A 22846-nucleotide genomic window follows, 5' to 3' on the forward strand; every position below is an offset into this window, starting at 1 on the left:
TTTAGTACCTCGCGAGCGCAGGATCAATGACCTGCGAGTAGTCGTCGATGCCGCCAACCAAGTGGCGGATATTGGTGAAGCCGGCGCTCTGCAGCATTCGCAGAGCACGTTCGCTGCGGATGCCGTGGTGGCAGTACACAACCACAGGAATGTCGGTGCGGATGTCGGCAAGCCGCTCTGCGAGACCACCCAGCGGAATCAGCTCGGCAGTCTCAATCGCGGCAATCGCGTACTCGAAGGGTTCGCGAATATCGACGAGTTGCAGGGGCGCACCACTGCGGAGCATGGCCGCAAGTTCGCGCGAGTCGATCTCGTCGCTCGCGCCGCCCGCGTTTCCGGCAGCGTTCGCTTCGCCTGCGCTGCTCCCGCTACTCGCGCCGCCCGCACCATCGCTATCCGCACCAGCGCCACCTGCGGTCGCGGATCCCGGCTTCACGCCACAGAACGCCTCGTAGTCGATGAGCTCGGTGACGGCATCCACTTCGTCGCTCGCGGCGTAGTCGAGTTCCCGGAATCGCCCGGACAGCGCATCGTAAGTGCTCACTCGCCCGAGGAGTGGTTCGCCGATGCCGGTGATGAGCTTCACGGTTTCGGAGCACATGATGGCGCCGATCATGGCGCACACGGTCGGCAGAACCCCGCCCTCAGCGCACGAGGGAACGGTGCCGGGTGCCGGCGGCACCGGAAAGAGGTCGCGATAGGTCGGTCCGTGACCAGCCCACGCCACTCCGGCTTGACCGCCATAGCGCAGAATCGCTCCCCAGACGACGGGGATGCCGGTCAGCGCGGCTGCGTCATTGACGAGGTAGCGGGTGGCGAAGTTGTCGCTGCCGTCGAGCACGAGGTCGTACCCCGCAAAGAGTTCGAGCGCGTTGCTGGAATCGAGCCACACATCGTGAAGGACAACCGCGATCTCCGGATCGATCCGGCCGACCGTCTCGGCCATGGAATCGAGCTTGCTGCGCCCGATGTCGGCGACCCCGTGAGCGAGTTGGCGGTGCAGATTCGAGAGCTCAACGGCATCCGTATCGATCACGCCGATGGTGCCAACGCCCATTGCAGCGAGCGCGGGAATGGTGGCACTGCCCAGCCCGCCAGCGCCCACAACAAGCACGCGCGCGTTCGCGAGGCGGCGCTGCGCGAGCTCGCCGAAATCAGGATTAGCCAGTTGGCGCGAATAACGAATCAGCGACTGCGGGCCGAGCGGTGCGCCGGGCTCGACGAGCGGCTGGCGGTCATGCTGAGCAGGCGATGTCACAGGGCAATCCTTACCGCGCCGGAAGCGGCACAGCAACGATTCTACTGTTCCGGATGCTGCCGAATCTGGGCGCGTTCGGGTGCGGCAGTGCTGTCGCAGCAGGGGCGTCGGCGGTGGCCGATAGGGTGTGTGCGGGTCGGAGATCTCGGCCCATTACCCGATTCAAGGAGTACCGGATGGAAGCCGCCGTAATCGCAGCCTGGACGTTCGTTTCTGAAGCCCCGATCCCCGAAGACGTCATGCCGATGTTGCTCCCCGGCGAGCAGCCCATCGCGGCCTACAAAACCTTCCGTGACAGCGCCGTCTTCACCAACAAGCGCCTCATCGTGCGTGATGCTCAAGGCATCACGGGTAAGAAGGTGGAGCTGTACTCGCTGCCCTATTCGAGTGTTCTCATGTGGTCATCCGAGAATGCGGGCACCCTCGATTTCAACGCTGAGCTCGAACTGTGGACCCGCGCCGGCCACATCAAGATCAAGGTCGGCAAGGCCATTGATGTGCGCAAGCTCGATATGCTCATCGCCAACGTGGTGATCGGCGCGAGCTAACAACACGAACCAATGCACGGCGGGGTGGGGCAATGAAAACAGATTTCAAGAAGACGCTCGACGCGTATAAAGCGCGCCACAACGAGTTCAGAATTCTGGATCTCCCACCTCAGCAGTACCTCATGGTCGACGGCCATGGTGCGCCCGGTGAGGGCAGCGAATACACGGCCGCGATCGGCGCGCTCTATCCGGTGGCGTACACGCTGAAGTTCGCGAGCAAAGCGCTCGACCGCGACTATGTTGTGCCGCCCCTCGAAGCGCTGTGGTGGGCCGAGGATATGGCCGCGTTTACGACCGGCCGCGACAAATCGCAGTGGGACTGGACTGCGATGATCCTCACCCCCGAGTGGATCACCGACGCGATGTTTCAGGCTGCCGTGGCCGCGGTCACCGCCAAAAGCAAGACCCCCGAGACTCTGCCCGCTAGCCTCGGCAAAGTCAGACTCGAGACTCTCGAGGAGGGGCTGTGCGTGCAAACACTCCACCTCGGGCCCTATGACGATGAGGCCGAGATTCTGGCGCGGATGCACACCGAGTTCATTCCCGAGCAGGGGCTGCGGATGACCGGCAAGCACCACGAGATCTACTTCAACGACTTTCGCAAAGTCGAGTCATCCAAGCTCCGCACCCTGCTGCGGCAACCTGTCGAGCGGGTCTAATGGGCGGCCGGAACCCGGGGTGCTGCGGCGCATCGGACGCGATGGCAATGACACTGCGCCGAACTGCTTAGGATGTGGGGATGAGCACGAGTGTGAGTAGCGCCGACGCGCAGGAAGACGGTCGTAACGAGACCTCAACGGAACGGGGAGATCGCAACTGGACCGAGATCCTCCAAGAGCTGCGCGTCATCCAAACCGGTACTCAGATTCTCACCGGATTTTTGTTGACGCTCGCGTTCCAGCAACGCTTTTCCGAGCTGGATGACTACCAAGTGCGGATCTACCTCGCCCTGGTGTCAGCTGCAGTTCTCGCGACCGCGCTCGCCGTCTCTCCCGTGAGTCTTCACCGTGCCCTCTTTGGAAAGAAAGCGAAGCCCGAACTCGTGACGGCATCCGATCGTCTCCTCAAAGTGACGCTGTTCGTGGTGTCGCTTACTATCGCTGGCACGGCAATGCTGATCTTCGATGTTGTCGCTGGTCGCACAGCCGGAGCAGTTGCCGGCGGAACAGCGGCCTTCCTGGCGATTGCCCTGTGGTTAGTGATGCCCACGATCGTGCGCCGAAAACTCTCCAATGAGTAGAGAGCGAGACACTTTCGTAGAGCCCCGCCGAGAGTGGCGTTATGCCTTTCGCCGCGCCTATCACGGCTTCATGTTGCACCGCGGAATCGACTCCGCCGCCACGCTCGCCTTCTTCTCGGCGCTCGCCACCCTGCCCGCCGCGCTGAGCGTCGTCTCCGTCCTGGCGATTACCGAGGGCAAAGATCGCGCCGCCGACACCGTGATTGATCTCGCGACCGAAGTGCTCAAACCGAGCACCGTCGAAGTTCTCAAAGAACCGCTTACTCAACTCTTCTCTATCGGCAGCCCCGGAGTCGCGCTCGCCGTCGGGCTTCTGCTGAGTGTGTGGTCGCTGTCAAGCTACGCCACTGCTTTCGGCCGTGCCGCGAACAGCGTGTACGAAATTCAAGAGGGTCGACGCTTCGTGAAGTTCCGTGGACTCATGCTTGTGCTCTCGACCTTCTTGCTCGCCGCCTTCGCCGCCGTCGTCGTTCTGCTGCTCACCACCCGCAACGTTGCAACTGCCGTGGGCGACGCGCTCGGTATTGGCGAACCCTGGATCACGGTGTGGTCGATCGGGCGCTGGCCGGTGCTCGCCGTCATCCTCACCATGATCATCGCGGTGCTCTACTACTACACGCCCAACGTGCGTCATGAACGGATGCGCTGGGTCAGCACCGGCGCGATCTTCGCGATCGTCACGTGGGGTCTTGCCACCGCGGGCTTCGGTTTCTACGCCTCCAACTTTGCCAGCTACGACCGCGTGTATGGCTGGCTTGGCGGAGCGCTCGCCCTGCTCATCTGGCTCTACATCAGCAACCTCGCGTTCGTGGCGGGGCTCGAAGTGGATGCCGAATTCACGCGCCTACGTCAGTTACTGGCGGGCGTCCCCGCCGAAAATACCGTGCAATTACCCCTACGTGACACCTTCCGCAATCTCGTGCTCGCCCGCCGCCAGGCGGAAGACGAGGCGCGGGGAATTGCAATCCGCACGCGCGAGACTGACGAGGGCGCCAGCTGGGGAGGGCGCGAGTCCGACTAGGGTGCCAGCTCAACCTGGATGATGCGGTCATCGCCGTCTTGGGGATCGCCTCGACCGTCGGTGTTGTTGGTGAGCATCCAGAGGCTGCCATCGGGGCCGGGAACGACATCGCGAATGCGACCAAAGGTATCGGCGAACGAGTCGATAGCGGTGGTCGGGTCGCCGGGGTGAATCGCCCAGAGGCGGTCGCCGCCGAGGCCGGCCATGAAGAAGGTGCCGCCGACAAAGGTGAGACCGCTGGGGCTCGCGTCATCGGTGGGCCACTGATAGATGGGTGCTTCGAATGCGGGATCGTCGTTCGCGCCCTCGACGATGGGCCAGCCATAGTTGGCGCCCGCATAGATGATGTTGAACTCATCCCAGGTGTCTTGGCCGAACTCGGCTGCCCACAGTTGACCGCTGTCATCCCAAGCGAGCCCTTGAGGGTTGCGGTGGCCGAGCGAGTAGACGAGCGATCCGTCGAAGGGGTTATCGGCGGGCACGCTGCCGTCGGGTTCTAGGCGCAGAATCTTGCCGTTGAGACTGTCGGGGTCCTGAGCTAGATCGGGGGTGCTTGCATCGCCCACGGTCGCATAGAGCATGCCGTCTGGTCCGAAAGCGATCCGGCCGCCATTGTGTATGCCTGTCTTCGCTACCCCGGTGAGGATGTCGCGGCTCGCGCCCAGCTCGTACGAACCGGGTTCGCCCTCCAGCTTGAAACGGATGATGCGGTTATCGGTGGCCGTCGTCGCGTAGGCGTAGAGAGTGCGGTCGTCGGGCGTCGCTAATCCGAGAAGGCCCCCTTCGCGACCGGGAGCAGCAGCGTCAACGGTGCCCACCTCGCGCAGCTCGCCGTCGGCAGTGAGCTCCATAATGCGTTGAGTGTCGCGTTCGCTGATCAAGGTCGATCCCGACGCGAGCCGTACGATCGACCACGGCGCCTCAAGCCCGGTGATGATCGTGCTGGAGGTTTCAGTCGCGTCGACTGGGGGCGTCGGCGGTGCTGTCGATTCTGTTGCCAGTGGCACCGGCTGCAACTCGCCCGCGGTCGGCTGACTGCAGCTCGCAAGCAGAGCGAGGGCGGCAACGGCAGCTATTGTCGGGACGATCAGAGAGCGACGCATCATGTTCCTATCTCACCGCAGTTACGACTCAGAACCTAACGACTGCACGCTCGACTTAAACCCGCGCAACCGCAGACTGTTCGTCACGACGAAGACCGAGGAGAAGGCCATGGCCGCGCCCGCGATGAGCGGGTTGAGCAGACCGAGCATCGCAATCGGCAGGGCCGCCACGTTGTAGGCAAAAGCCCAGAACAGGTTGCCGCGGATGATCCCGAGCGTGCGCTTGGCGAGGCGAACCGCGTCGGCGACGACCAAGAGGTCCCCGCTCACGACGGTGATGTCGCTCGCGGCGATCGCGGCATCCGTTCCGCCACCCATGGCGATACCGAGGTCGGCGGCAGCGAGGGCGGCAGAGTCGTTCACTCCATCACCGACCATCGCGACAACCCGGCCTTCGGCCTGCAGCTGGCGGATGACGTCGAGCTTTCCCTGCGGGGTAATCCCGGCGTGCACATCAGTGATTCCCACCGCGCTGGCAACGGAGGCTGCCGCTCCGGCGTTGTCACCGGTGAGGAGCACGGGGCGCAAGCCGAGGCGGATGAACTCGGCTACGGCGTCCGCACTGCTTGCCTTGATGGTGTCGCCGATAACCAGCACGCCTCGCGCCTGACCGGCCCACGCGATGACCATCGCGGTCGATCCGGCGGCTTCGGCTTTCTCAACCAGGGTGAGGGCGGCATCCGACACCGTTTGTTGGTGGTCGGCGGTGAGCCACGACGGCTTGCCGACGAACACGACAGTGCCGTCGATGGTGGCCTGAACGCCGGTGCCCGCATGGGCGGCGAAGTCGGTGACGGCGGGGAGTGTGAGGCCGCGGTCCTCAGCTGCGGCAACAACCGCACGGCCGACCGGATGCTCGGAGCCAGCCTCAACGGCGGCGGTGCGAGCCAGCACGAGCTCCTCGTTCTCGCCCTCGAGCACCTCGATCGAGCTGAGGCGCATCTCGCCGGTCGTGACGGTGCCGGTCTTGTCGAGCACGATGGTGTCGACCGAGCGGGTCTGTTCCAAGACTTGGGGCCCGCTGATCAGGATGCCGAGCTGTGATCCGCGACCGGTGCCCACGAGCAGGGCGGTGGGCGTTGCGAGGCCGAGGGCGCAGGGGCACGCGATGACGAGGGTGGTGACGGCGGCCGTGAAGGCCAGCTCGATGGGGCCGCCGGCGATCATCCAGCCGACGAATGCCACGACGGCGAGGCCGAGCACGACCGGAACGAAGATGGCCGAAACGCGATCTGCGAGACGCTGGATGTCGGCTTTGCCGGTCTGTGCTTCTTCGACCATGCGACCGAGGCGGGCCAGTTCGGTGTCGCGGCCGACGCGAGTGATTTCGATGACGAGTCGTCCGCCGACGTTGAGGGTGGCGCCGGTGACGCGATCGTCGGGGCCGACTTCGACGGGTACGGATTCTCCCGTGAGCATGCTCGCGTCGACGGCGGAGTTGCCCTCGATGACGAGGCCGTCGCTGGCGATCTTCTCCCCGGGGCGCACGACAACGTGGTCGCCGACGACGAGCGAGGAGACGGCAACGCGCTGCTCGACGCCACCGCGCAGCACGGCAGCATCCTTCGCGCCGAGTTCGAGCAGAGCGCGAAGAGCAGCACCCGACTCGCGGCTAGCGCGGGCCTCGATGTATTTGCCGAGCAGAATGAAGACGGTGACAGCGGCGGCAACTTCGAGATAGATCTCGCTCGAACCACCGTGGGGTGTTCCGAAGAAGGTCATCGTCATGTGCATGCCAGCTTCGCCAGCACCACCAAAGAAGAGCGCGTAGAGCGACCAGCCAAAGGCGGCGATCACGCCGAGGCTGATGAGGGTGTCCATGGTGGCGGCACCGTGGCGGAGGTTCACGGCCGCAGCGCGGTGGAACGGCCAGGGCACCCCACACGACAACCGGGGCCGTCAGCGTGAGGGCCAACCACTGCCAGTAGGTGAACTGCAGCGCCGGGATCATCGACATCAGCACGACCGGCACGGCCAGTGCGGTCGAGACGAGCAGACGGTGCAGCAACTGCGAAGCCCAATCGTCATCGCTGCTCTTGGGGCTCGCGTTGTCGTTCTCGTCGCGTTCCTGAATGGGCGCCGGGATGACGGCGCTATACCCAGCAGCCTTCACGGTTTCGAGAAACTGCTCCGGGTCGGTGCCTTCGGGCGCGCGAACACGAGCCTTCTCGGTGGCGTAGTTCACGCTCGCCTCGACGCCGGGGAGCTTGTTGAGCTTGCGCTCGATGCGGCCAGCGCAGGAGGCGCAGGTCATTCCGGTGATGTCGAGTTCGACATCCAGAAGGTTGATGGTGCCGGGCGCTGCGGTGGTGGCGGTGCCGTCGGTAGTTGTTGCGTTGTCGGGTGCCGCGGCCATCAGAGGCTCTTCACGAGCGTGTAGCCTGCCTCCTCGATTGCGGCGCTGACGGTGGCGTCGTCGAGAGGGGTCTCAGACGTGACAGAAACGGTGGAGGGCAAGCCCGAGGCGAGGTCAACCGAAACTTCGGTGACGCCAGCAACTTCGGATAGCTCCTCGGTGACGCTGGAGACGCAGTGGCTGCAGGTCATTCCTTCGACCAGGTAATCGGCGGTGTGGGTCATGATTCTCCTTCGATTGCCGCAGGCGCGAGGCGCGGGCGGAAGTTGTTGTGCAGAACAGCGGGGTCGAGCGGAGGCTACGAACGAACGAGGCGCGCGATTGCCGCACTCGCCTCGCGAATCTTCTCGTCGGCCACAGCACCACCTTCGCGGCTCGCTTCGGCCACGCAGTGGCTGAGGTGGTCATCGAGCAGCGCGAGCGCGACAGACTCGAGGGCCTTAGTCGCGGCCGACACTTGAGTGAGCACGTCAATGCAGTACGTGTCTTCTTCGATCATGCGATGGATGCCGCGCACTTGGCCTTCAGCGCGACGCAGCCGCTTAAGCAGCTGCTCTTTGTTCTCGTCATAACCAGGCATCGTGATCCTCTCAACCGGATACCCCTTAGGGGTATTCCCATTAGACGCCTCTAGCGCAGAGAAGTCAACCGCAGTCAGGCGGGTGGGGGTTCCGCGCTGTTGCTACTGCCAGAAACGTTTCTTAGGCTCCGGTTCGCCCAGAGGCTTGCCGTTGAGCAGGATTCCGGAGGACGGCGCGTTGATCGTCGAGGCTGCGGCATCCGGCAGCTCTGGAGTCGCGGTGGCGACGGTCTCGGAGGGTGCAGGGGTTGCAGGCGTCGCAGGAGGTGCAGGCGTCGCGGATGTTGCAGTTGCTGCCGCTGCGTCGTTGCCAACAGCGTCGGCGGGCGTTCTGTGCACGGCAATCGCGGTCTTCATGTATTTGACGAGCAACATGATCGCGAGAAAGGCAGCGATGGCGGCGGGGATAAAGAAGTCTTCGGGGCGTTCGGTGAGGCGGTAGACGATGCGTCCGATGAAGACGTCGCCGAGCAGGCCGCCTTTGCCGCCGACGGCGTTGAACGAGTAGTAGACGGAGGAGACGAAGCCGGCGATGACTCCGAGGCTGGTGGCGACGAGGCCGACGAGGAGAGCGAAGGCGAAGCCAAAGCCTCGCACGATGCGGAGGCGCGAGGCGCTGCCGAAGAAGGTGAAAGCGAAGACCATGCCGAGGCCACCGAAGGTCGCGGAGTACTCAAAGCCGAACTGGCCGATGACGATCGTGACAATCACCGTCAGAGGGACCGCGAGGAGGGAAGCGAGCGCGCCAAGCACGAAGTTGTAAGGCTTGTGGATCTGCGCGTCGGGGGTTGTCGAGCTGTCGGTCATCGCTGGGCTTCCGGGTAGTCCGCAGATGGGCATCCTGCAGGCGGCTTATTCCCGGGCGGCGACTACCGTTGGGCGGTGGTGTGGGCTCGGGCTGCTCGTGCTTTTCTCCACACGATCACCACAGAGACTACTGTCACGACGGCAATCGAGGCGAGTATCAACATCACGTTCGCGTCGACCCAGGTTGAGAAGAAGCGTGCAAACCCTGAGCTGAGGATGCCGCCGGTGCCTCCGTCGTAGAGGTAGGTGAGAAACAGGCTGTAGGGGTAGCTGATCGCGGCAGCTATGGCCATTGTTACGAGGCCGATGCCAGCTGCGGCCGTGAACCCTCGGCCGGTGACAGGGGAGCGCCCCGAACCGCGAGCGAAGAACCCGAACGCGATGATAATCGCGAATGGGGCGGTGGCGGCGCCTGCGGTTGGAGAGTTGAGTCCGAAGACGGCGGCAAGGATGGCAGCGATCGGAATGGTGAGCAGAGCCATGAGTAGGCCGCGCCGAAAATGGTCGGCGTGTTCGGGCTCCGGGAGAATGTTGCCGTCGCGGTACTGGTTCGCGGCGATCTGCGCTTCGACGTCAGCTATGCGGCCGCTTGCAGCGGAGAAGCTTCCGTGGGCGGAACTGGGTTGCATTTCTTGCATTGGTGCCACCTCAGTAGTCGCGGCGGGAATCTCTCACCGAGCGACTCTACTCGTGTCAAGAGTACCTAAGTATTTGTCCAGACCCCAGCGCTCGGTTCCCATCGGCCTTCGGCAAGGGAGCCGTTGAGTACTGGATTCAGCATGGTCTGAATGCGTTCCTCGGCGGCCGTAGCGCTGGGGAATCTATCCACCAGCCCGAGACGTCGAGCGAGCACGAGATACCGACTCGACCAGTCAGAGGGAAGGAGGAACGCCGTGATGGGTTCGAGACTACGACGCTTGGACTCAGTCGCGACGGCAATCGACAGCTGGCGGGCATCCATCGATTCAGTGAGCGAGATGAGAAGGAGATCTATCAAGTCCTTGACGCGCGACGAGGGTGATTTGCTCTCACCGTATGTTGCCTGGGTGGCACAAAGCTTGTCGGCCACTTGATCCGCCAACGGATACAGCACGTAGTCGAACGTTCGAAGCCGAGCGAGCGGTAGCCGGTTCGCTGGGCTCACCGTTTCTAGTTTGCCTGTGGGTTTGTAGCCCGCTGCGAGGTCGATAGACAGAGTGCCTTGTTTCGTCACGCCGACGTACACGTCAAAGGTCAGTCGGCATCCGGCCGTGTACGGCTGGTTCTCTCCCGCGAGCTGATCGATCCTGTTCGTGTGTTCGAACCTGAAATGGTCATCGAGGTCAACGGATGCGAGTTGCCGCAGTTCAGCTACGGCGGTGTCGAGCTCGTTCTCTTGTGCCGCCAAATCGATATCTGTTGTCGCCCTGCTGGTCGACAACCGGGCGAGCATGCCAGTGCCGCCCTTGAGGGCGAACTTGGTTGACTGGTCAGAGAAGATTCGGCACAGAAAGCGGTCGAACGTTGCTTGTCGGATCAGGTCGCCGACGCCAACTGATTTGGCTCGTTCGTCTTTCGTAGCCGCACTTTTGATCGCGGCCTGTACGGCGCGGCCGTTCGGATATGAACCCTTATCAGTCGGCATGTTGTGCCTCACTGAGAAGCGCAAGCGCCTGTAGCGAGCTGACGCTCTTCATAAGTGATGGCGTGAATCGGAGGTCGTCGTCGGATATGGCGTCGCTTGGGGGGATCAAAGTAGGCCACGCAGGATTCGACGTTATCTTTTTGACTTGGGTCGCGACATCGGCGTGGCCGAGTTCTAGGAGTTTCCTTAGCAGAGCGAGTCCGTCATTTGGGGGGAAGCCGTTTCGGGCCGCGAGGGGGCCAAGCAGAACGGCAAGAAAATCCAGTTGTATGGTTCTGGAATTCATTGCCTCGCCAAGAAGATCACCGACGAGGCTCAGATCTTCCTTATCCTGTACGAGGTCTGCGATCGTGCGCTCAACCCCGGTAGTAGGAAGTCCGGCTTCTAGAGTGACTTGGTCGGCCCTGAGGATCCTCCGCTTGAAGCGGATATCGGGGCGCTGCGATTGCCGTCGGTCAGCCGAAGTGAAAACGTAGGGCGTGGGGAGAAGATCTCCAATCCCGTGCAGGGCTGCTGCAGTGTTGCCGCTCACGACTATCCCGTTGATTCCGTCCCGGATGCGGTCTTCAGCCAGTCGATCTGGATCGAGGCTCAGCCAAGCCGCTCGGATGTCATCGAATTCCTGCGGTGGACTCCCGGCGTCCCTATAGACGCCGTGGGCAAGGCGCTCGAGGTGGCCGTCCTCTGCGAGCCGCGCTACCTGTACTCGACTCACTCGTATCGAGCGCGCCTGCGCCGTCGTCACCATTCCCCACTGGCCGGACGAGATCGCCGCTAGCGCGAGCAGAGCATCCGCAGTATTCATGCTTGAATAGTAACGTCTAGATAGATACTTTTCAAGATTATTTGGACAGTTCGCGTATCTGTATCGGAAGAACCTATCCGCGCAGCGCGAGCGCAAACGGCAGCACGGCATCCGCCCCTGCTTCGCGGAGTGCTTTCACGGCGATGGTGAGGGTCCAGCGCGAGTCGACGAGGTCATCGACGAGCAGGATGGGGCCGTGGGGTAGTTCGCTCCCTGCTTCGCCGCGGCCAGCTGCGTCACCAGCCCATTCGAATTGCCCCCACACGCTCGCGAGTCGGTAAGCACTGTTGCCGCCGGGTTCGCCGGTGGGGCCGGCGCCGGTGTGGCTGAGCGTTCCGAGGTGGGGCAGCTTGCCGGCGCTGGCGAGGGCCTCGGCGACGGATGCCACGAGTTGTGGTTTGCTGCGTGACGGCATCGAGACCACGGCGACGGGTCGCTCATCCCAGCCCCAGTCGGCGAGCACGCGGACGCAGGCCGCGACGAGCGCGGGGCTCGCTGGTGCGTCGGGGGTGCCGGGGGCGAAGAGGGTGCGCAGGGTGCCGCCCCAGCCGAGGTCGGTGAGGCGGGCGAGGGCGCGACCTTCGCTGGCGCGTTGGTCGGGGTTGATGCGTCCGCGCACGGGGACGCCGAGCTTGTCGGCTCCGGTGGGCCATTGCGCGCGGGGTTCGATGGGCACGCCGACTTTGTCGAGGGTGGCGGTGGCGCGGGTGGTGGCATCCGTGCTGATGTCGGTGGGGTACCAGACACCGGCGCAGTTGTCGCAGCGGCCGCAGGGGGTGGCTGTGTCGTCGTCGAGGGCGCGTTGCAGGTATTCCATGCGGCAGCCTTCGGTGCCGGCGGGAAGTCGTTCGTAGTCGAGCATGTGTTGTTGTTCGGCTCGGCGGGCGGCGGTGACTCCGGCGTAGCGTTCGGCGTCGTAGCTCCAGGGCTGGCCGGTGGCGGTCCAGCCGCCTTGCACGCGGGCGACGGCGCCGTCGACGTCGAGCACTTTGAGCAGCAGTTCGAGTGGGGTGCGGCGCAGGTTCACGCGGGCTTCAAGCGCGGGGGTGGAGACAGGCCCGGCGCCGGAGTTCGCGGCGGCAGTCAGCTCGGCAATCACGAGTTCGGCGTTGGCTTGGTCGGGCATGGATGCGGTGGCGAAGTATTCCCAAATGTCTTCGTCTTCGCGGCCCGGCATCAGCAGCACGTCGGCGTTGTCGGTGGCGCGGCCGGCGCGGCCGACTTGTTGGTAATACGCGACGGGGGAGGAGGGGGCGCCGAGGTGCACGACGAAGCCGAGGTCGGGTTTGTCGAAGCCCATGCCGAGCGCACTGGTGGCGACGAGCGCTTTCACGGTGTTGTTCTTGAGTGCCTGTTCGGACTCTTCGCGTTCTTGTGGGTCGGTTTTGCCGGTGTAGGCGCGCACATCCATGCCGCTGTCGCGCAGTAGCCGCGCGGTGTCTTCGGCGGCCGAAACGGTGAGCGTGTAGATGATGCCGCTGCCGGGCAGTTCGGCGAGGTGGCTCAGCAGCCAGCCGAGGCGGGCTCGGGCATCCGGCAGTTTAAGGACACCCAGGCGCAGGGATGCTCGCGCCAGAGGCCCGCGGATGGTGACGACTTCGGTGCCGCCCGTGGCTGTGTTTTCGGCGGTGCTGCTACTCCCCGTTTCGAGTTGGGCGGCGATGTCGGCGACGACGCGGGAGTTGGCGGTGGCGGTAGTTGCGAGCACGGGGACGCCGTCGGGCATGGTGGCGATGAGTTCGCGCAGGCGGCGGTAGTCGGGGCGAAAGTCGTGGCCCCAGTCGCTGATGCAGTGCGCTTCGTCGACGACGAGCATCCCGATGCGGTTGATCAGTGCGGGCAGTTGGTTGTCGCGAAAGCTGGGGTTGTTGAGGCGTTCGGGCGAGACGAGCAGCACGTCGACTTCGTCGTTGGCGAGTTGTTGCTGAACTTCGGCCCATTCGTGCGGGTTGGTGGAGTTGATGGCGACGGCGCGAACTCCGGCACGGGATGCCGCGGCAATCTGATCGCGCATGAGCGCCAGCAGTGGCGACACGAGCACGGTGGGGCCCGCACCTCGCCGGCGCATGAGCAGCGTGGAAACGAAGTAGACGGCCGACTTTCCCCACCCGGTGCGCTGCACAACGAGTGCGCGGCGGCGCCCATCGACGAGCGTCTCGATCGCCTCAAACTGTCCCTCATGAAAATCGGCAGTCTCATTGCCGACAAGCGTGCGGAGAACGGCCAGGGCATCGGTGCGGGTATCTGTCACGTGGCTAGTGTGGCAGGGGGTGCTGACTTTTCGGTGGTCGGTCTCTGCCGATGAGGATTCTTATCGGATGTGTACTCGTGAGATGGAGCAAGTGGCTGACGGTGGCTCCGGGTAACTTGGCCCGCACAGCACGAATTCTGCGCCGACTTTGAGCCCCACCTGGACTCCTCGCGGGAGAACATATACTCTCGAAGAAGGGCCGGCACCGAAGATCCCCCACCTAACTTTTAAGAGGACCCTTGTACAACTATGTAGATCTCTTTTCCGGATGCGGCGGCCTTTCACTGGGCATCGAACGCTCCGGGGGAGAACTCCAACTTGCGGTCGAAAAATCCGACATGGCGGCTTACACCTTCTACGCGAACTTCATCGACGAATCGATTGAGGACGATTCGTGGAAGGCATACGTTAAGTCCTCGATCGAAAATCAAGTCCAGAACCGAGTCGCAGTTTCAGCGCTTCGCGAGGTGCTCGATAACGATGCTGCAATGGCCGGGCTCGCAAGCTCAGGCATCGACGTCGTCGTCGGCGGGCCGCCTTGCCAAGGATTCTCTCTGGCCGGACGCCGCAACCCAGACGATGTCCGGAATACGCTGCCGTGGGAGTACCTCGAGTTTGTGAAGCGCACAGCTCCCAAAATGGTGGTGATCGAGAATGTGGTCGGTATGAGCCACAAGTTCTCGCCTGATGAAGAAGCGCCTTTCGTTCAATTGCAGCAGGCCTTGCGTGAGACTGAGCCGGGTTACGAAGTTCAAGGCGTAGCCGTCAACGCTGTTCACTACGGCGCACCACAAAACCGTCCCCGGTTGATGATTATTGGAATGCGCTCAGATGTCGCACAGGAGCGGGGAATCAAGGCCACGGGGCACCTCTGGAAGTCGGCGTTTACGGACGACGAGAAGTTTGAGCCCGCACCGGCTCTTGCGCCCAACCCGACTGTCTCGTCGAAAGAGTCGCCCACAATCGCAGATGCAATCGGTGATTTGCAAGACGTGCTTCCTGCGCCCAAGAGCCGCCGGTCCGCAGCATTCCACAAAGCTACTTCTACGCGAACGATCTGGGGCCTCCCTAAGTCGAAAATTCGACGTAAGCATTTGCCTAACCAGTCGCCGCGTAAGCACAGCGAATCCACGACTCAACGATTCCGTCTTTACCAGTGGCTTCGGGACAACGGACTTCAACCGCGACTGCTCTCGCAGCTCTCGAGTGGGCCAGCGGAAGCAGCCTCGAATGTCAGATTGCAGCTGGCGAATGCGAAGTACCCGGCGATCGCCCCCGACGGCACAGTTCTCGCAGAATCAGCGGAGTCGATGTTCGAATTGATGGTTGAGCTCAAGACCAAGAAGCATTCACAGAAGGCGCTGGACTGGTCCCAACCAGCTCGCACGGTTGTCACGCTGCCAGACGATTACGTGCACCCCAGCGAGCCTCGTATCTTCACCGTGCGCGAGATGGCGCGTTTTCAAGGCTTCCCCGATGATTTCGAGTTCCGAGGCAAAGAAACAACAGGATCGCTCCGTCGTCGCTTTGAGGTTCCGCAGTATTCGCAGGTGGGAAATGCTGTGTCGCCATTTCTTTCACTAGCGGTTGGAAAGATGGTCAATGAAGCATTGACATCGGATCCGGCTCAGCCTTAATCGGTAGCCGAGATGCTCTCGTGTCTGGTAGACATCCCTATGTGCCCAGATACCTGATCCAGAAGAACCAGCTTGAAGAGGTTTCCGTTGATTTCGAGGAAACTGGGCTCGGGACAGCATGCGTGCGTCCTGAAGTGTTGGTGGCCGATGTTAGCTATCGCGCATGAGGGAACTAGTCGGCACGGAGCTCGAAAGCGTTGCATTTCTAACAACCAACGACGTCCCATTCGGCTTACTGGAGCTGACTGCGACCGGTCTGAAGAAGTCGATACTCGACGCAACAGAACCGTTTCGGGAGTTTCTTGGGGCGAATGCTGTTCACGACTATGTGCGCCAACCGCAGGGACCAGATGCGAAAGTCATTCTGCCCGCACGGCTGGTAGTGGAGAATTCGACCCTTGAGTCAAAGGCGTCGCTTTACCGACCTCAAACGAAAAATGGCGATCCCAGAGTGTGGTTCGGCGGCCTGAAACGCATTTCCGAACCGGGCGATGTAATTGCTGCTGTGTGGAACGACGGATGCTTCTGGGTCTTCAACCTGTCCAGAGGTACCCTCGCTCGCAACACGTCGAGTTTGAGCGGCGCGGCAGCTGAAGTATTAGGCGCTTTCGTCCAAAAAAAGACTGGCGCTGTCCAATCACTACTGTCCTTGCTGCACGGAGTTTCGAATAAGGGCTTTTTGCCTGCGCCAGTGAAAGGCACCACTGCAGTCGGGCGTCTACTCGAAACGGAGCTGGGCATTGCGATCAACTCTCGAAAGGAGCCGGACTTCCAAGGTATCGAGATCAAGTCTTCACGAAGTTCGAGCAACAGAACCACGCTTTTCGCGAAGACCCCTAATTGGAGCGCTAGTCGTTACAAGAGCTCGCGCGATTTGCTCCGCGCCTTCGGCTATGATCGCGATGGTCAGCGGAAGCTCAGTTGCACGCTCAGCGGTCGGGTCGTGAATTCTCAGGGTTTGAGTTTGAGAGTGGACAACAAAGCGGATGTCCTTCACGCAATACACACCAGCGAGGTATCTCACCAAGCTGTTGAGTGGGAGATGGAAGCATTGCGGCACAGCCTCGCCGTCAAGCACAATGAAACTTTCTGGGTGAAGGCAGAAAGCCAGATTATTGACGGATGGGAACACATCCGATTCACATCGGTAAAACACACCCGGAAGCCGATTATCGCCCAGCTTCCGTCATTGCTAGAAGACGGCAAAGTGACCGTCGATTTCTTGATTCGAGAAAAGGGCGACAAAGGTTACCTGTTCAAGATCCATCCCAGAAACCTTGGTTCGCTTTTTCCCCCAGCGCAGGAATACCAGCTTGCATCCGTGGATACGATTTCGGGGAAACCGCCAAGCCCGGAAGCGAGGCTCTTCTAAACGCGAACACGATTGCGGTTATACGCGCCTTGCGGTCGCTATCAATTCGACCGCCGGGACATCGGCGGAAGCCCATTCGAGGTCGCTCAGTTCGGCAGGCGCGAGCCAGCGAACTTCCGCGTGCTCGGTCAGCACTGGCGTGCCGGAGCGTAGCTCGCAGTAGAACGTGGTCAGCACGACGATCCCGAAGTCGTACTCGTGAGTCGTGGTGGTGATCAGCTCGCCCACGGCCACCTCGCACTCGAGTTCTTCGGTAATCTCCCGTGCGAGCGCATCGCGGGGAGTCTCGCCGGTCTCGATCTTGCCGCCGGGGAATTCCCACATCCCGGGCAACGCTCCGCCGGGTCCGCGCTGGGCGCAGAGGATGAGGCCTTCGCGCAGGATGACTGCGCCGACGACGTTGATCTGTTTCTTCACTGATGATCTCTCTCGCGGATGTCCCCAAGGGCACCCGGTTGGCTTTCGAAGCAGGATCAACCTGCTCGCTTCAGCCTATTGGCGAGACCAGGCTGCGCGGAGTGCGACACTGCCCGCGACCGAGCGACGTCACTTCTGGCAGCTCGGGCACCACCACATGTAGCGGGTGTCGGTGGGGCCGGTGCCGAGCTGGTCTGACTCGATGCGGGTGCCGCAGCGCAGACACGCTTCCCCGCGCCGCCCGTGCACCCAGTAGCGGGGTTTGCCGCGCGGCAGGCCTGTGAGATTGCGGATCGGGCGGTCCTTGTTCACCATGATCGCCTTGAACGCGAGCGCGACGAGGCGCTTCGGGTCGACGATCTCGCCGATGGGAGTGTGCGGGCGAACACCGCGCAGAAAGCTCAACTCGTTGGCGAAAACGTTGCCGAGGCCGGCGAGGTTCCGCTGATCGAGTAGCGCGAGCGCAACCGGACGCGCTGGGTCTGACAGCAGGTTCGCCAACGCGAGTTCGGCATCCCAATCGGGCCCCAGAAGGTCAGGGCCTAGGTGACCCACAATGCTGTCTTCGGATGCCGTGGGCACCACTTCGAGCAGCCCCAGTTCGAAACCTACCGCGGTCTTCGTTGCCGTGCTCAGCACTCCGCGAGCCAAGTAGGACGGCTTGCGCCACCGCTCGCCGGCGCCGTAAATCTGCCAGACGCCCTCCATCTTGAGATGGCTGTGGAGGGTGAGGCCGCCTACCCGAATCAGAAGGTGCTTGCCGCGCGGCACGACACTCGTGACGGTCTGACCACTGAGATCGAGCGTCGCAAAAGCGGGCACCCGAAAGTCGGTGCGGGTGAGCACTTGCTGGTCGAGCGCTGCCCGCAGTTTCGCGGCCGCCTTATAGACGGAATCACCCTCAGGCACGCAGCCTCAACCCCTGCGGTGTTGCAACAAAACCAGCCTCCACGAGCGCTTTGCCCACCGGGGTGCCGACGGCGAAATCACCGTTCACCTTCTCGATGCGCAGTTTCGGCAGGGTTCCGCGCAGGGTGCTCGTGAGCGAGCGGGTCGCGGCATCCACAACGGCGGGTTCGAGGTCGAACGCCAGCAGCGACTTGCCGCCGCGCTCTAGGTAGAGCGCAAGATGCCCATCGACCATCACGACGATCGCACCCGCCTTGCGGCCGGGGCGATGCTTCTTGGGCGAGTCAGCGACGGGCTTTGCGGATGCGGCAGCGGATGCCGATGCCGACGTTGCAGTCCACGCGTCCGAGTTGTCGTCGCCAGCCGACCCAGCGCCAGAACTCGCCGCACCAGCCGCGCCGGCAGCACCGACTCCAGCGTCACCACCCTCCGCCCCAGCATCCGCGCCACCCAGCCCCGGCCACCCAAGAGCAGCCCCGTAGGGGTTGGCGGGGTCGGTCGCGGCGAGAGTGATCGCCAAAAGTTGGGGCGCAGCATCCGGGTCCCGAGTGAAACCACGAAGGCGGTCAACGGTAGCGCCAGTCGCGAACTGGGCGGCACCGAGCCCTTCGATGAAGTAACCGCGACGGGCGCGACCGGTCTCTTCGAAACCGCTCAGTACGCGGTACGTCAGGGCGAAACCGCCACGGATGCCTTCGCTCACGACCGCGCCGCGCGTGACGACAGCGTGCCGCTCGAGCATCAACTCGGCGGTCGACTTGGCGCGCACCGTCGTCTCCCCCTCGGCAGTTTCGAGCAGCGCCCACCGACCGGACGCACTCGGCGGCCCCGCCTGCGCGACCGTCGAAACGCGTCCGCGATAGGCGCGAGCCCGCGCCGGACGCGGCGCCCGAGTGGCCCGCACGGTTCCTCCGAGATGCGCGCGCAGGGGCGCAAAACTGTCATTCGTGATGAGCGACCGCCACACCAAATCCCACAGTTCCTTCAGCAGCGCCTTGTCATCCGTGCTGCCCACCTGATTCGACAACTGCCTAAAGAAGAACGCACCGCCACCGGCCAGCGCCTCGAGAATGCTCTGCTGCAACTCGCTCAGCCCATCCCGATCTGGCTCGGGCAAGGTCAGCGCTGCGGTCGCCGCGGGGTGCAAACTGATCCAGCCATCGCTACCGGCCAGCGCACCCTGCCCGGCCCACACCACTTCGCCCGACGTCGTCAGCTCATCGAGCCACGCGGGCGAATAGTCGCGAATGCGGGCACCAAGAATGAAGTTCTCCCACGCGGATGCCGGGGCTGAGTACCCAGCAAGTTGGTCGATCACTTGTGCCAGTCCATCAATCCCGCGCAGTGAGTCACCGGCAGCGGAAACGTGTTGCCAGGCGGGCAGGAACCGACCAAGCGTCGCGTGGGACACCGGCTCGACCTCTTGGCGCAGTGCCGCAAGCGAGCGGCTGCGCAGGCGACGCAGCACATCCACCGAGCACCATTCGGTGCCGCTCGCGCCGGGGCGGAACTCGCCATCCACAACGCGGCGGTCGGCCGCGAGGCGACGCAGGGTGTCCTGCACGACGGCGGTTCCGAGACCGAAGCGGGCGGCGGCATCCGCCAGCGTGAAGGGTCCGTGGGTGCGGGCGTAGCGACTCACGAGGTCGCCGACGGGATCGTCAACGGGCTCGATGAACGCGGCGGGCACACCAATGGGCAGCGGAACCCCGAGGGCATCCCGCAGCCGAGCGGAGTCTTCGATGCCGGCCCAGCGACGTTCGCCCGCGATGGTCACTTCGAGCACGCGGTTCGCTTTCGCGAGCCCGGCCAAGTCGGTGGCCAGGGCGGCGCCGGTCACGAGCGAGCGCGCCTCGATCTCGGCAACGGTTTGCGGGCCAAGCACGCGCAGCAGGTCGACGATTCCCTCCGCGTCCCGAGCGTGACGTTCGGGGGTCAGCCGCTGCAGCTCGTTCTCGGTCTGGGCGATCACGTCGGGGTCGAGCAGTTCGCGCAGTTCCGCACGGCCCAGAAGCTCAGCGAGCAGCGCCGGATCGAGCGAGAGCGCGGCGGCGCGACGCTCGGCCAGCGGCGAATCACCCTCGTATACGAAAGCGGCCATATAGCCGAACAACAGGCTGCGCGCGAACGGCGACGGCACATCCGTCTCGGTCTCCATCACGCGGATGCCGCGGCTGGCGATGCGCTTCGTCAGCGCCGTGAGCGCCGGCAGGTCGTACACGTCTTGCAGCACTTCGCGCACGGTCTCAAGAACGATGGGGAAGCTCGGGTACTTGCGTGCCACATCCAGCAGTTGCGAGGCGCGCTGGCGTTGCTGCCACAGGGGCGAACGCTTGCCGGGGTCGCGGCGCGGTAACAGTAGTGCGCGAGCGGCGCACTCCCTAAAGCGTGCGGCGAACAGCGCGGAGCCGCCGACCTCCTCAGTGACGATTTGTTCGAGCTCGTCAGCGTCGAACACAAAAAGGTCGGCACCGGGCGGCGCGGCATCGGTGTCTGGAATGCGCACGACGATGCCATCGTCACCGGCCATGGCTGCGCCATCCACCCCTAGCTGTTCGCGGATGCGCGCCGTAATCGCCAACGCCCACGGCGCGTGCACGGGCATGCCGTACGGGGAATGCAGGATTACGCGCCAGTCGCCCAGCTCATCGCGGAAGCGCTCGACGACCAGGGTGGTGTCGCTCGGCACGTGACCGGTGGATGCCTTCTGCTCGGTCACGAGGGCGATCAGGTTAGTGACGGCGTGCTCATCGAGCCCGATCGACTCCGCCCGAGCGCGCGCATCGTCCACGGATGCCGTAGCAATTTCCTTAGTGAACGCCCCGATGGCTTCGCCCAACTCTGCCGGGCGGCCGAGGCCATCGCCCTTCCAGAACGGAACGCGGCCGGGCTGGCCGAAAGCGGGGGAGACGAGCACTTGATCGTGGGTGATGTCTTCGATGCGCCAGCTGGTGGTGCCGAGCGCGAAAATGTCGCCAACGCGGGATTCGTAGACCATCTCTTCGTCGAGTTCACCGACGCGACGGCCAGGAGCTCCGGCTTCGCCGCCGATCATGAAGACGCCGAAGAGGCCGCGGTCGGGGATGGTTCCGCCGGAGGTAACGGCGAGGCGTTGGGAGCCGGGCCGACCGCTGAGCGTGCCGGCCACGCGATCCCACACCACGCGCGGTCGCAGTTCGGAGAATTCGTCGCTCGGGTAGAGACCGCTCAGCAGGTCGAGGGTTGCGTCGAAGGCGCTGCGCGGCAGGGTCGAGAACGGCGCGCTGCGACGCACGGTGTCGAACCACTCCTCGATGTCGATCTCGTCGAGGGCGACAGCGGCGACGGTTTGCTGGGCGAGCACGTCGAGCGGGTTTGTCGGCACTGCCAGCGCTTCGATCTGCCCACTGCGCATCCGCTCAACAGCGACAGACGTGTGGATGAGGTCGGTGCGGTGCTTCGGAAACAGCACGCCCTTGGAGATTTCCCCGACCTGATGCCCGGCTCGCCCAATGCGCTGCAGCCCACTCGCGACCGACGGCGGCGACTCCACCTGGATGACAAGATCGACGGCACCCATGTCGATGCCGAGCTCGAGCGAGCTCGTCGCAACAACGCAGCGCAGCACGCCCGTCTTGAGGTCGTCTTCGATGATCGCCCGCTGGTCTTTGCTGACCGAGCCGTGGTGCGCGCGGGCGAGCAGCGGGGCAGCGCCCATCGTGGATCCGCCCTGCGCCATCATCTGAGCGGGCGGCTTCCACGGTTGCTGCGGAGCGGCGTAGGCGGCGGCATCCGCGCTGGCTTGGGAACGCTCGAGAGCGGCTGCGGCACTACCGGGCATGTTGCCTGCACCGGCTGCTCCAACACCTCCGGCAGTACCGTCACCACCACCATCACCACCGGCGGCCGAATCTCTACCGCCTCCATCGACGCTGCGCTCGCTCATCCGCTCGTCGTAAATCTCGTTGAGACGGGCGGTCAACCGTTCGGCCAACCGCCGCGAATTCGCAAACACAATCGTTGACCGGTGCTCGAGAATCGCATCGACAATGCGTTCTTCGACGTGCGGCCACAGGGATGCCGCTGATTCAGGAGTCGCCTCGTCGTCACTGCCGTCACCGCCGCTGGCTTTGCCGCGCGCGGAGGCCACGGTGCCGGGAATAGTCATGTCGGGAACGGGAACAACAACGCTCAACTCGAAGGTTTTCGCAGAGGGCGGGTGCACGATCGTAACCGGGGCGCGTCCGCCCAAGAATCGCGCTACTTCTTCGATCGGTCGCACGGTGGCGGAGAGGCCGATGCGCTGTACGGGTTTCGTGAGCAGAGCATCCAACCGCTCAAGGGAGAGAGCAAGGTGGGCGCCGCGCTTGGTGGCGGCAACCGCGTGCACTTCGTCGATGATGACGGTGTCGACGTTCTTGAGGGTCTCGCGGGCTGCCGAGGTGAGCATCAAATACAGCGACTCAGGGGTCGTGATGAGGATGTCGGGTGGGGTGCGCGCGAGAAGACGGCGGTCTTGCGCGGTGGTGTCTCCGGAGCGCACGCCCACGGTGATGTCGGTCTCGCCGAGCCCGAGCCGCCGAGCGGTTTGGGTGACGCCGACGAGCGGTGCGCGAAGGTTGCGTTCGACGTCAACGCCGAGAGCTTTCAGCGGCGAGATGTAGAGCACGCGCGTGCGCTGTTTCGGGTTGGCCGGGGGAGGGCTCGAGGCGAGTTGGTCGATCGCCCACAGGAAAGCCGCGAGCGTCTTTCCGGAACCGGTGGGGGCAACGACGAGCGCGTTGGCTCCGGATGAGACGGCATCCCACGCACCGAGTTGCGCCGGGGTGGCAGCATCGAACGCGCCCTGGAACCACTCTCGGGTGGCGGGCGAAAATTTGCCGAGCACGTCGCTCATGTCTCTATCTTCGTCGCAACCCCTGACAGTGCCCTACGGATT

18 protein-coding genes and 1 pseudogene are annotated in these 22846 nt (G+C 63.6%); 6 read left to right on the forward strand and 13 right to left on the reverse strand.

Going from position 1 to position 22846, the window contains the following annotated elements; all coding sequences use genetic code 11:
• Position 1: 1 nt before the first annotated feature.
• Positions 2-1258 carry a ThiF family adenylyltransferase gene (locus ACR3YK_RS07270; RefSeq protein WP_486174260.1) on the reverse strand — a complete coding sequence of 419 codons (1257 nt, stop codon included), beginning with the start codon at positions 1256-1258 and terminating at the stop codon, positions 2-4.
• Between the two features lie 176 nt (positions 1259-1434).
• Here ACR3YK_RS07270 and ACR3YK_RS07275 point away from each other — a divergent pair, with 176 nt between their 5' ends.
• The 4 genes from ACR3YK_RS07275 to ACR3YK_RS07290 all read left to right on the forward strand — a co-directional run bounded on the left by ACR3YK_RS07275 (position 1435) and on the right by ACR3YK_RS07290 (position 4067).
• Positions 1435-1806, forward strand: a complete 372-nt coding sequence (locus ACR3YK_RS07275) for a PH domain-containing protein (protein WP_100388132.1) — start codon at positions 1435-1437, stop codon at positions 1804-1806.
• A gap of 32 nt (positions 1807-1838) precedes the next feature.
• The gene (locus ACR3YK_RS07280; RefSeq protein ID WP_486174261.1) at positions 1839-2465 is read left to right on the forward strand and encodes a GyrI-like domain-containing protein; all 627 of its coding nucleotides are present in this window, start codon (positions 1839-1841) and stop codon (positions 2463-2465) included.
• 80 nt (positions 2466-2545) lie between these two features.
• The gene (locus ACR3YK_RS07285) at positions 2546-3046 is read left to right on the forward strand and encodes a DUF6328 family protein (RefSeq protein ID WP_100388134.1); all 501 of its coding nucleotides are present in this window, start codon (positions 2546-2548) and stop codon (positions 3044-3046) included.
• Entirely contained in the window at positions 3039-4067 is a 1029-nt protein-coding gene (locus ACR3YK_RS07290; RefSeq protein WP_486174262.1) for a YihY/virulence factor BrkB family protein, read from the forward strand. Before ACR3YK_RS07285 ends, ACR3YK_RS07290 begins: the two co-directional genes overlap by 8 nt.
• Here ACR3YK_RS07290 and ACR3YK_RS07295 read toward each other — a convergent pair.
• The 9 genes and pseudogenes from ACR3YK_RS07295 to ACR3YK_RS07335 form a co-directional block, all read right to left on the reverse strand.
• Entirely contained in the window at positions 4064-5173 is a 1110-nt protein-coding gene (locus tag ACR3YK_RS07295) for a PQQ-dependent sugar dehydrogenase (protein WP_486174263.1), read from the reverse strand. The genes ACR3YK_RS07290 and ACR3YK_RS07295 overlap by 4 nt on opposite strands.
• A gap of 18 nt (positions 5174-5191) precedes the next feature.
• Positions 5192-7460: pseudogene (locus tag ACR3YK_RS07300) on the reverse strand (heavy metal translocating P-type ATPase).
• A 65-nt stretch (positions 7461-7525) separates the two neighbouring features.
• Positions 7526-7750: a heavy-metal-associated domain-containing protein gene (locus ACR3YK_RS07305; RefSeq protein ID WP_100388137.1), complete on the reverse strand. Its 225-nt coding sequence runs from the start codon at positions 7748-7750 to the stop codon at positions 7526-7528.
• Between the two features lie 74 nt (positions 7751-7824).
• On the reverse strand, positions 7825-8106 hold the full coding sequence (locus ACR3YK_RS07310; protein ID WP_341619151.1) for a metal-sensitive transcriptional regulator: 282 nt from the start codon (positions 8104-8106) through the stop codon (positions 7825-7827).
• Between the two features lie 102 nt (positions 8107-8208).
• Entirely contained in the window at positions 8209-8913 is a 705-nt protein-coding gene (locus ACR3YK_RS07315) for a hypothetical protein (protein WP_486174264.1), read from the reverse strand.
• Between the two features lie 62 nt (positions 8914-8975).
• The gene (locus tag ACR3YK_RS07320) at positions 8976-9551 is read right to left on the reverse strand and encodes a hypothetical protein (RefSeq protein WP_486174265.1); all 576 of its coding nucleotides are present in this window, start codon (positions 9549-9551) and stop codon (positions 8976-8978) included.
• A 65-nt stretch (positions 9552-9616) separates the two neighbouring features.
• A complete protein-coding gene (locus tag ACR3YK_RS07325) occupies positions 9617-10537 on the reverse strand; it encodes a nucleotidyl transferase AbiEii/AbiGii toxin family protein (RefSeq protein ID WP_486174266.1) in 921 nt (306 codons plus the stop codon).
• Positions 10527-11342 carry a type IV toxin-antitoxin system AbiEi family antitoxin domain-containing protein gene (locus tag ACR3YK_RS07330; RefSeq protein WP_486174267.1) on the reverse strand — a complete coding sequence of 272 codons (816 nt, stop codon included), beginning with the start codon at positions 11340-11342 and terminating at the stop codon, positions 10527-10529. The genes ACR3YK_RS07325 and ACR3YK_RS07330 overlap by 11 nt, the downstream gene beginning before the upstream one ends.
• 73 nt (positions 11343-11415) lie before the next feature.
• The gene (locus ACR3YK_RS07335; RefSeq protein ID WP_486174268.1) at positions 11416-13593 is read right to left on the reverse strand and encodes a RecQ family ATP-dependent DNA helicase; all 2178 of its coding nucleotides are present in this window, start codon (positions 13591-13593) and stop codon (positions 11416-11418) included.
• A gap of 239 nt (positions 13594-13832) precedes the next feature.
• On the opposite strand from ACR3YK_RS07335, the gene ACR3YK_RS07340 reads away from it, so the two are divergent.
• Positions 13833-15230: a DNA cytosine methyltransferase gene (locus ACR3YK_RS07340; protein WP_486174269.1), complete on the forward strand. Its 1398-nt coding sequence runs from the start codon at positions 13833-13835 to the stop codon at positions 15228-15230.
• A 163-nt stretch (positions 15231-15393) separates the two neighbouring features.
• Positions 15394-16602: an MvaI/BcnI family restriction endonuclease gene (locus ACR3YK_RS07345; protein WP_486174270.1), complete on the forward strand. Its 1209-nt coding sequence runs from the start codon at positions 15394-15396 to the stop codon at positions 16600-16602.
• A gap of 18 nt (positions 16603-16620) precedes the next feature.
• On the opposite strand, the gene ACR3YK_RS07350 is transcribed toward ACR3YK_RS07345, so the two are convergent.
• The 3 genes from ACR3YK_RS07350 to ACR3YK_RS07360 form a co-directional block, all read right to left on the reverse strand.
• Complete coding sequence (locus ACR3YK_RS07350; RefSeq protein ID WP_486174271.1) at positions 16621-17019, reverse strand: (deoxy)nucleoside triphosphate pyrophosphohydrolase; 399 nt, start codon at positions 17017-17019, stop codon at positions 16621-16623.
• A gap of 129 nt (positions 17020-17148) precedes the next feature.
• The gene (locus tag ACR3YK_RS07355) at positions 17149-17928 is read right to left on the reverse strand and encodes a DNA-formamidopyrimidine glycosylase family protein (protein ID WP_486174272.1); all 780 of its coding nucleotides are present in this window, start codon (positions 17926-17928) and stop codon (positions 17149-17151) included.
• The gene (locus ACR3YK_RS07360) at positions 17921-22804 is read right to left on the reverse strand and encodes an Lhr family ATP-dependent helicase (RefSeq protein ID WP_486174273.1); all 4884 of its coding nucleotides are present in this window, start codon (positions 22802-22804) and stop codon (positions 17921-17923) included. Before ACR3YK_RS07360 ends, ACR3YK_RS07355 begins: the two co-directional genes overlap by 8 nt.
• Between the last annotated feature and the right edge of the window lie 42 nt (positions 22805-22846).

Source organism: Salinibacterium sp. 10G20-15 (assembly GCF_057365065.1).

What these genes read in the sequence shown, in the direction of transcription:
- ACR3YK_RS07275 (WP_100388132.1), top strand. Translation starts at nt 1,435, where the DNA reads ATGGAAGCCGCCGTAATCGCAGCCTGGACGTTCGTTTCTGAAGCCCCG.
- ACR3YK_RS07280 (WP_486174261.1), top strand. Translation starts at nt 1,839, where the DNA reads ATGAAAACAGATTTCAAGAAGACGCTCGACGCGTATAAAGCGCGCCAC.
- ACR3YK_RS07285 (WP_100388134.1), top strand. Translation starts at nt 2,546, where the DNA reads ATGAGCACGAGTGTGAGTAGCGCCGACGCGCAGGAAGACGGTCGTAAC.
- ACR3YK_RS07290 (WP_486174262.1), top strand. Translation starts at nt 3,039, where the DNA reads ATGAGTAGAGAGCGAGACACTTTCGTAGAGCCCCGCCGAGAGTGGCGT.
- ACR3YK_RS07295 (WP_486174263.1), bottom strand. Translation starts at nt 5,173, where the DNA reads ATGATGCGTCGCTCTCTGATCGTCCCGACAATAGCTGCCGTTGCCGCC.
- ACR3YK_RS07305 (WP_100388137.1), bottom strand. Translation starts at nt 7,750, where the DNA reads ATGACCCACACCGCCGATTACCTGGTCGAAGGAATGACCTGCAGCCAC.
- ACR3YK_RS07310 (WP_341619151.1), bottom strand. Translation starts at nt 8,106, where the DNA reads ATGCCTGGTTATGACGAGAACAAAGAGCAGCTGCTTAAGCGGCTGCGT.
- ACR3YK_RS07315 (WP_486174264.1), bottom strand. Translation starts at nt 8,913, where the DNA reads ATGACCGACAGCTCGACAACCCCCGACGCGCAGATCCACAAGCCTTAC.
- ACR3YK_RS07320 (WP_486174265.1), bottom strand. Translation starts at nt 9,551, where the DNA reads ATGCAAGAAATGCAACCCAGTTCCGCCCACGGAAGCTTCTCCGCTGCA.
- ACR3YK_RS07325 (WP_486174266.1), bottom strand. Translation starts at nt 10,537, where the DNA reads ATGCCGACTGATAAGGGTTCATATCCGAACGGCCGCGCCGTACAGGCC.
- ACR3YK_RS07330 (WP_486174267.1), bottom strand. Translation starts at nt 11,342, where the DNA reads ATGAATACTGCGGATGCTCTGCTCGCGCTAGCGGCGATCTCGTCCGGC.
- ACR3YK_RS07345 (WP_486174270.1), top strand. Translation starts at nt 15,394, where the DNA reads ATGAGGGAACTAGTCGGCACGGAGCTCGAAAGCGTTGCATTTCTAACA.
- ACR3YK_RS07360 (WP_486174273.1), bottom strand. Translation starts at nt 22,804, where the DNA reads ATGAGCGACGTGCTCGGCAAATTTTCGCCCGCCACCCGAGAGTGGTTC.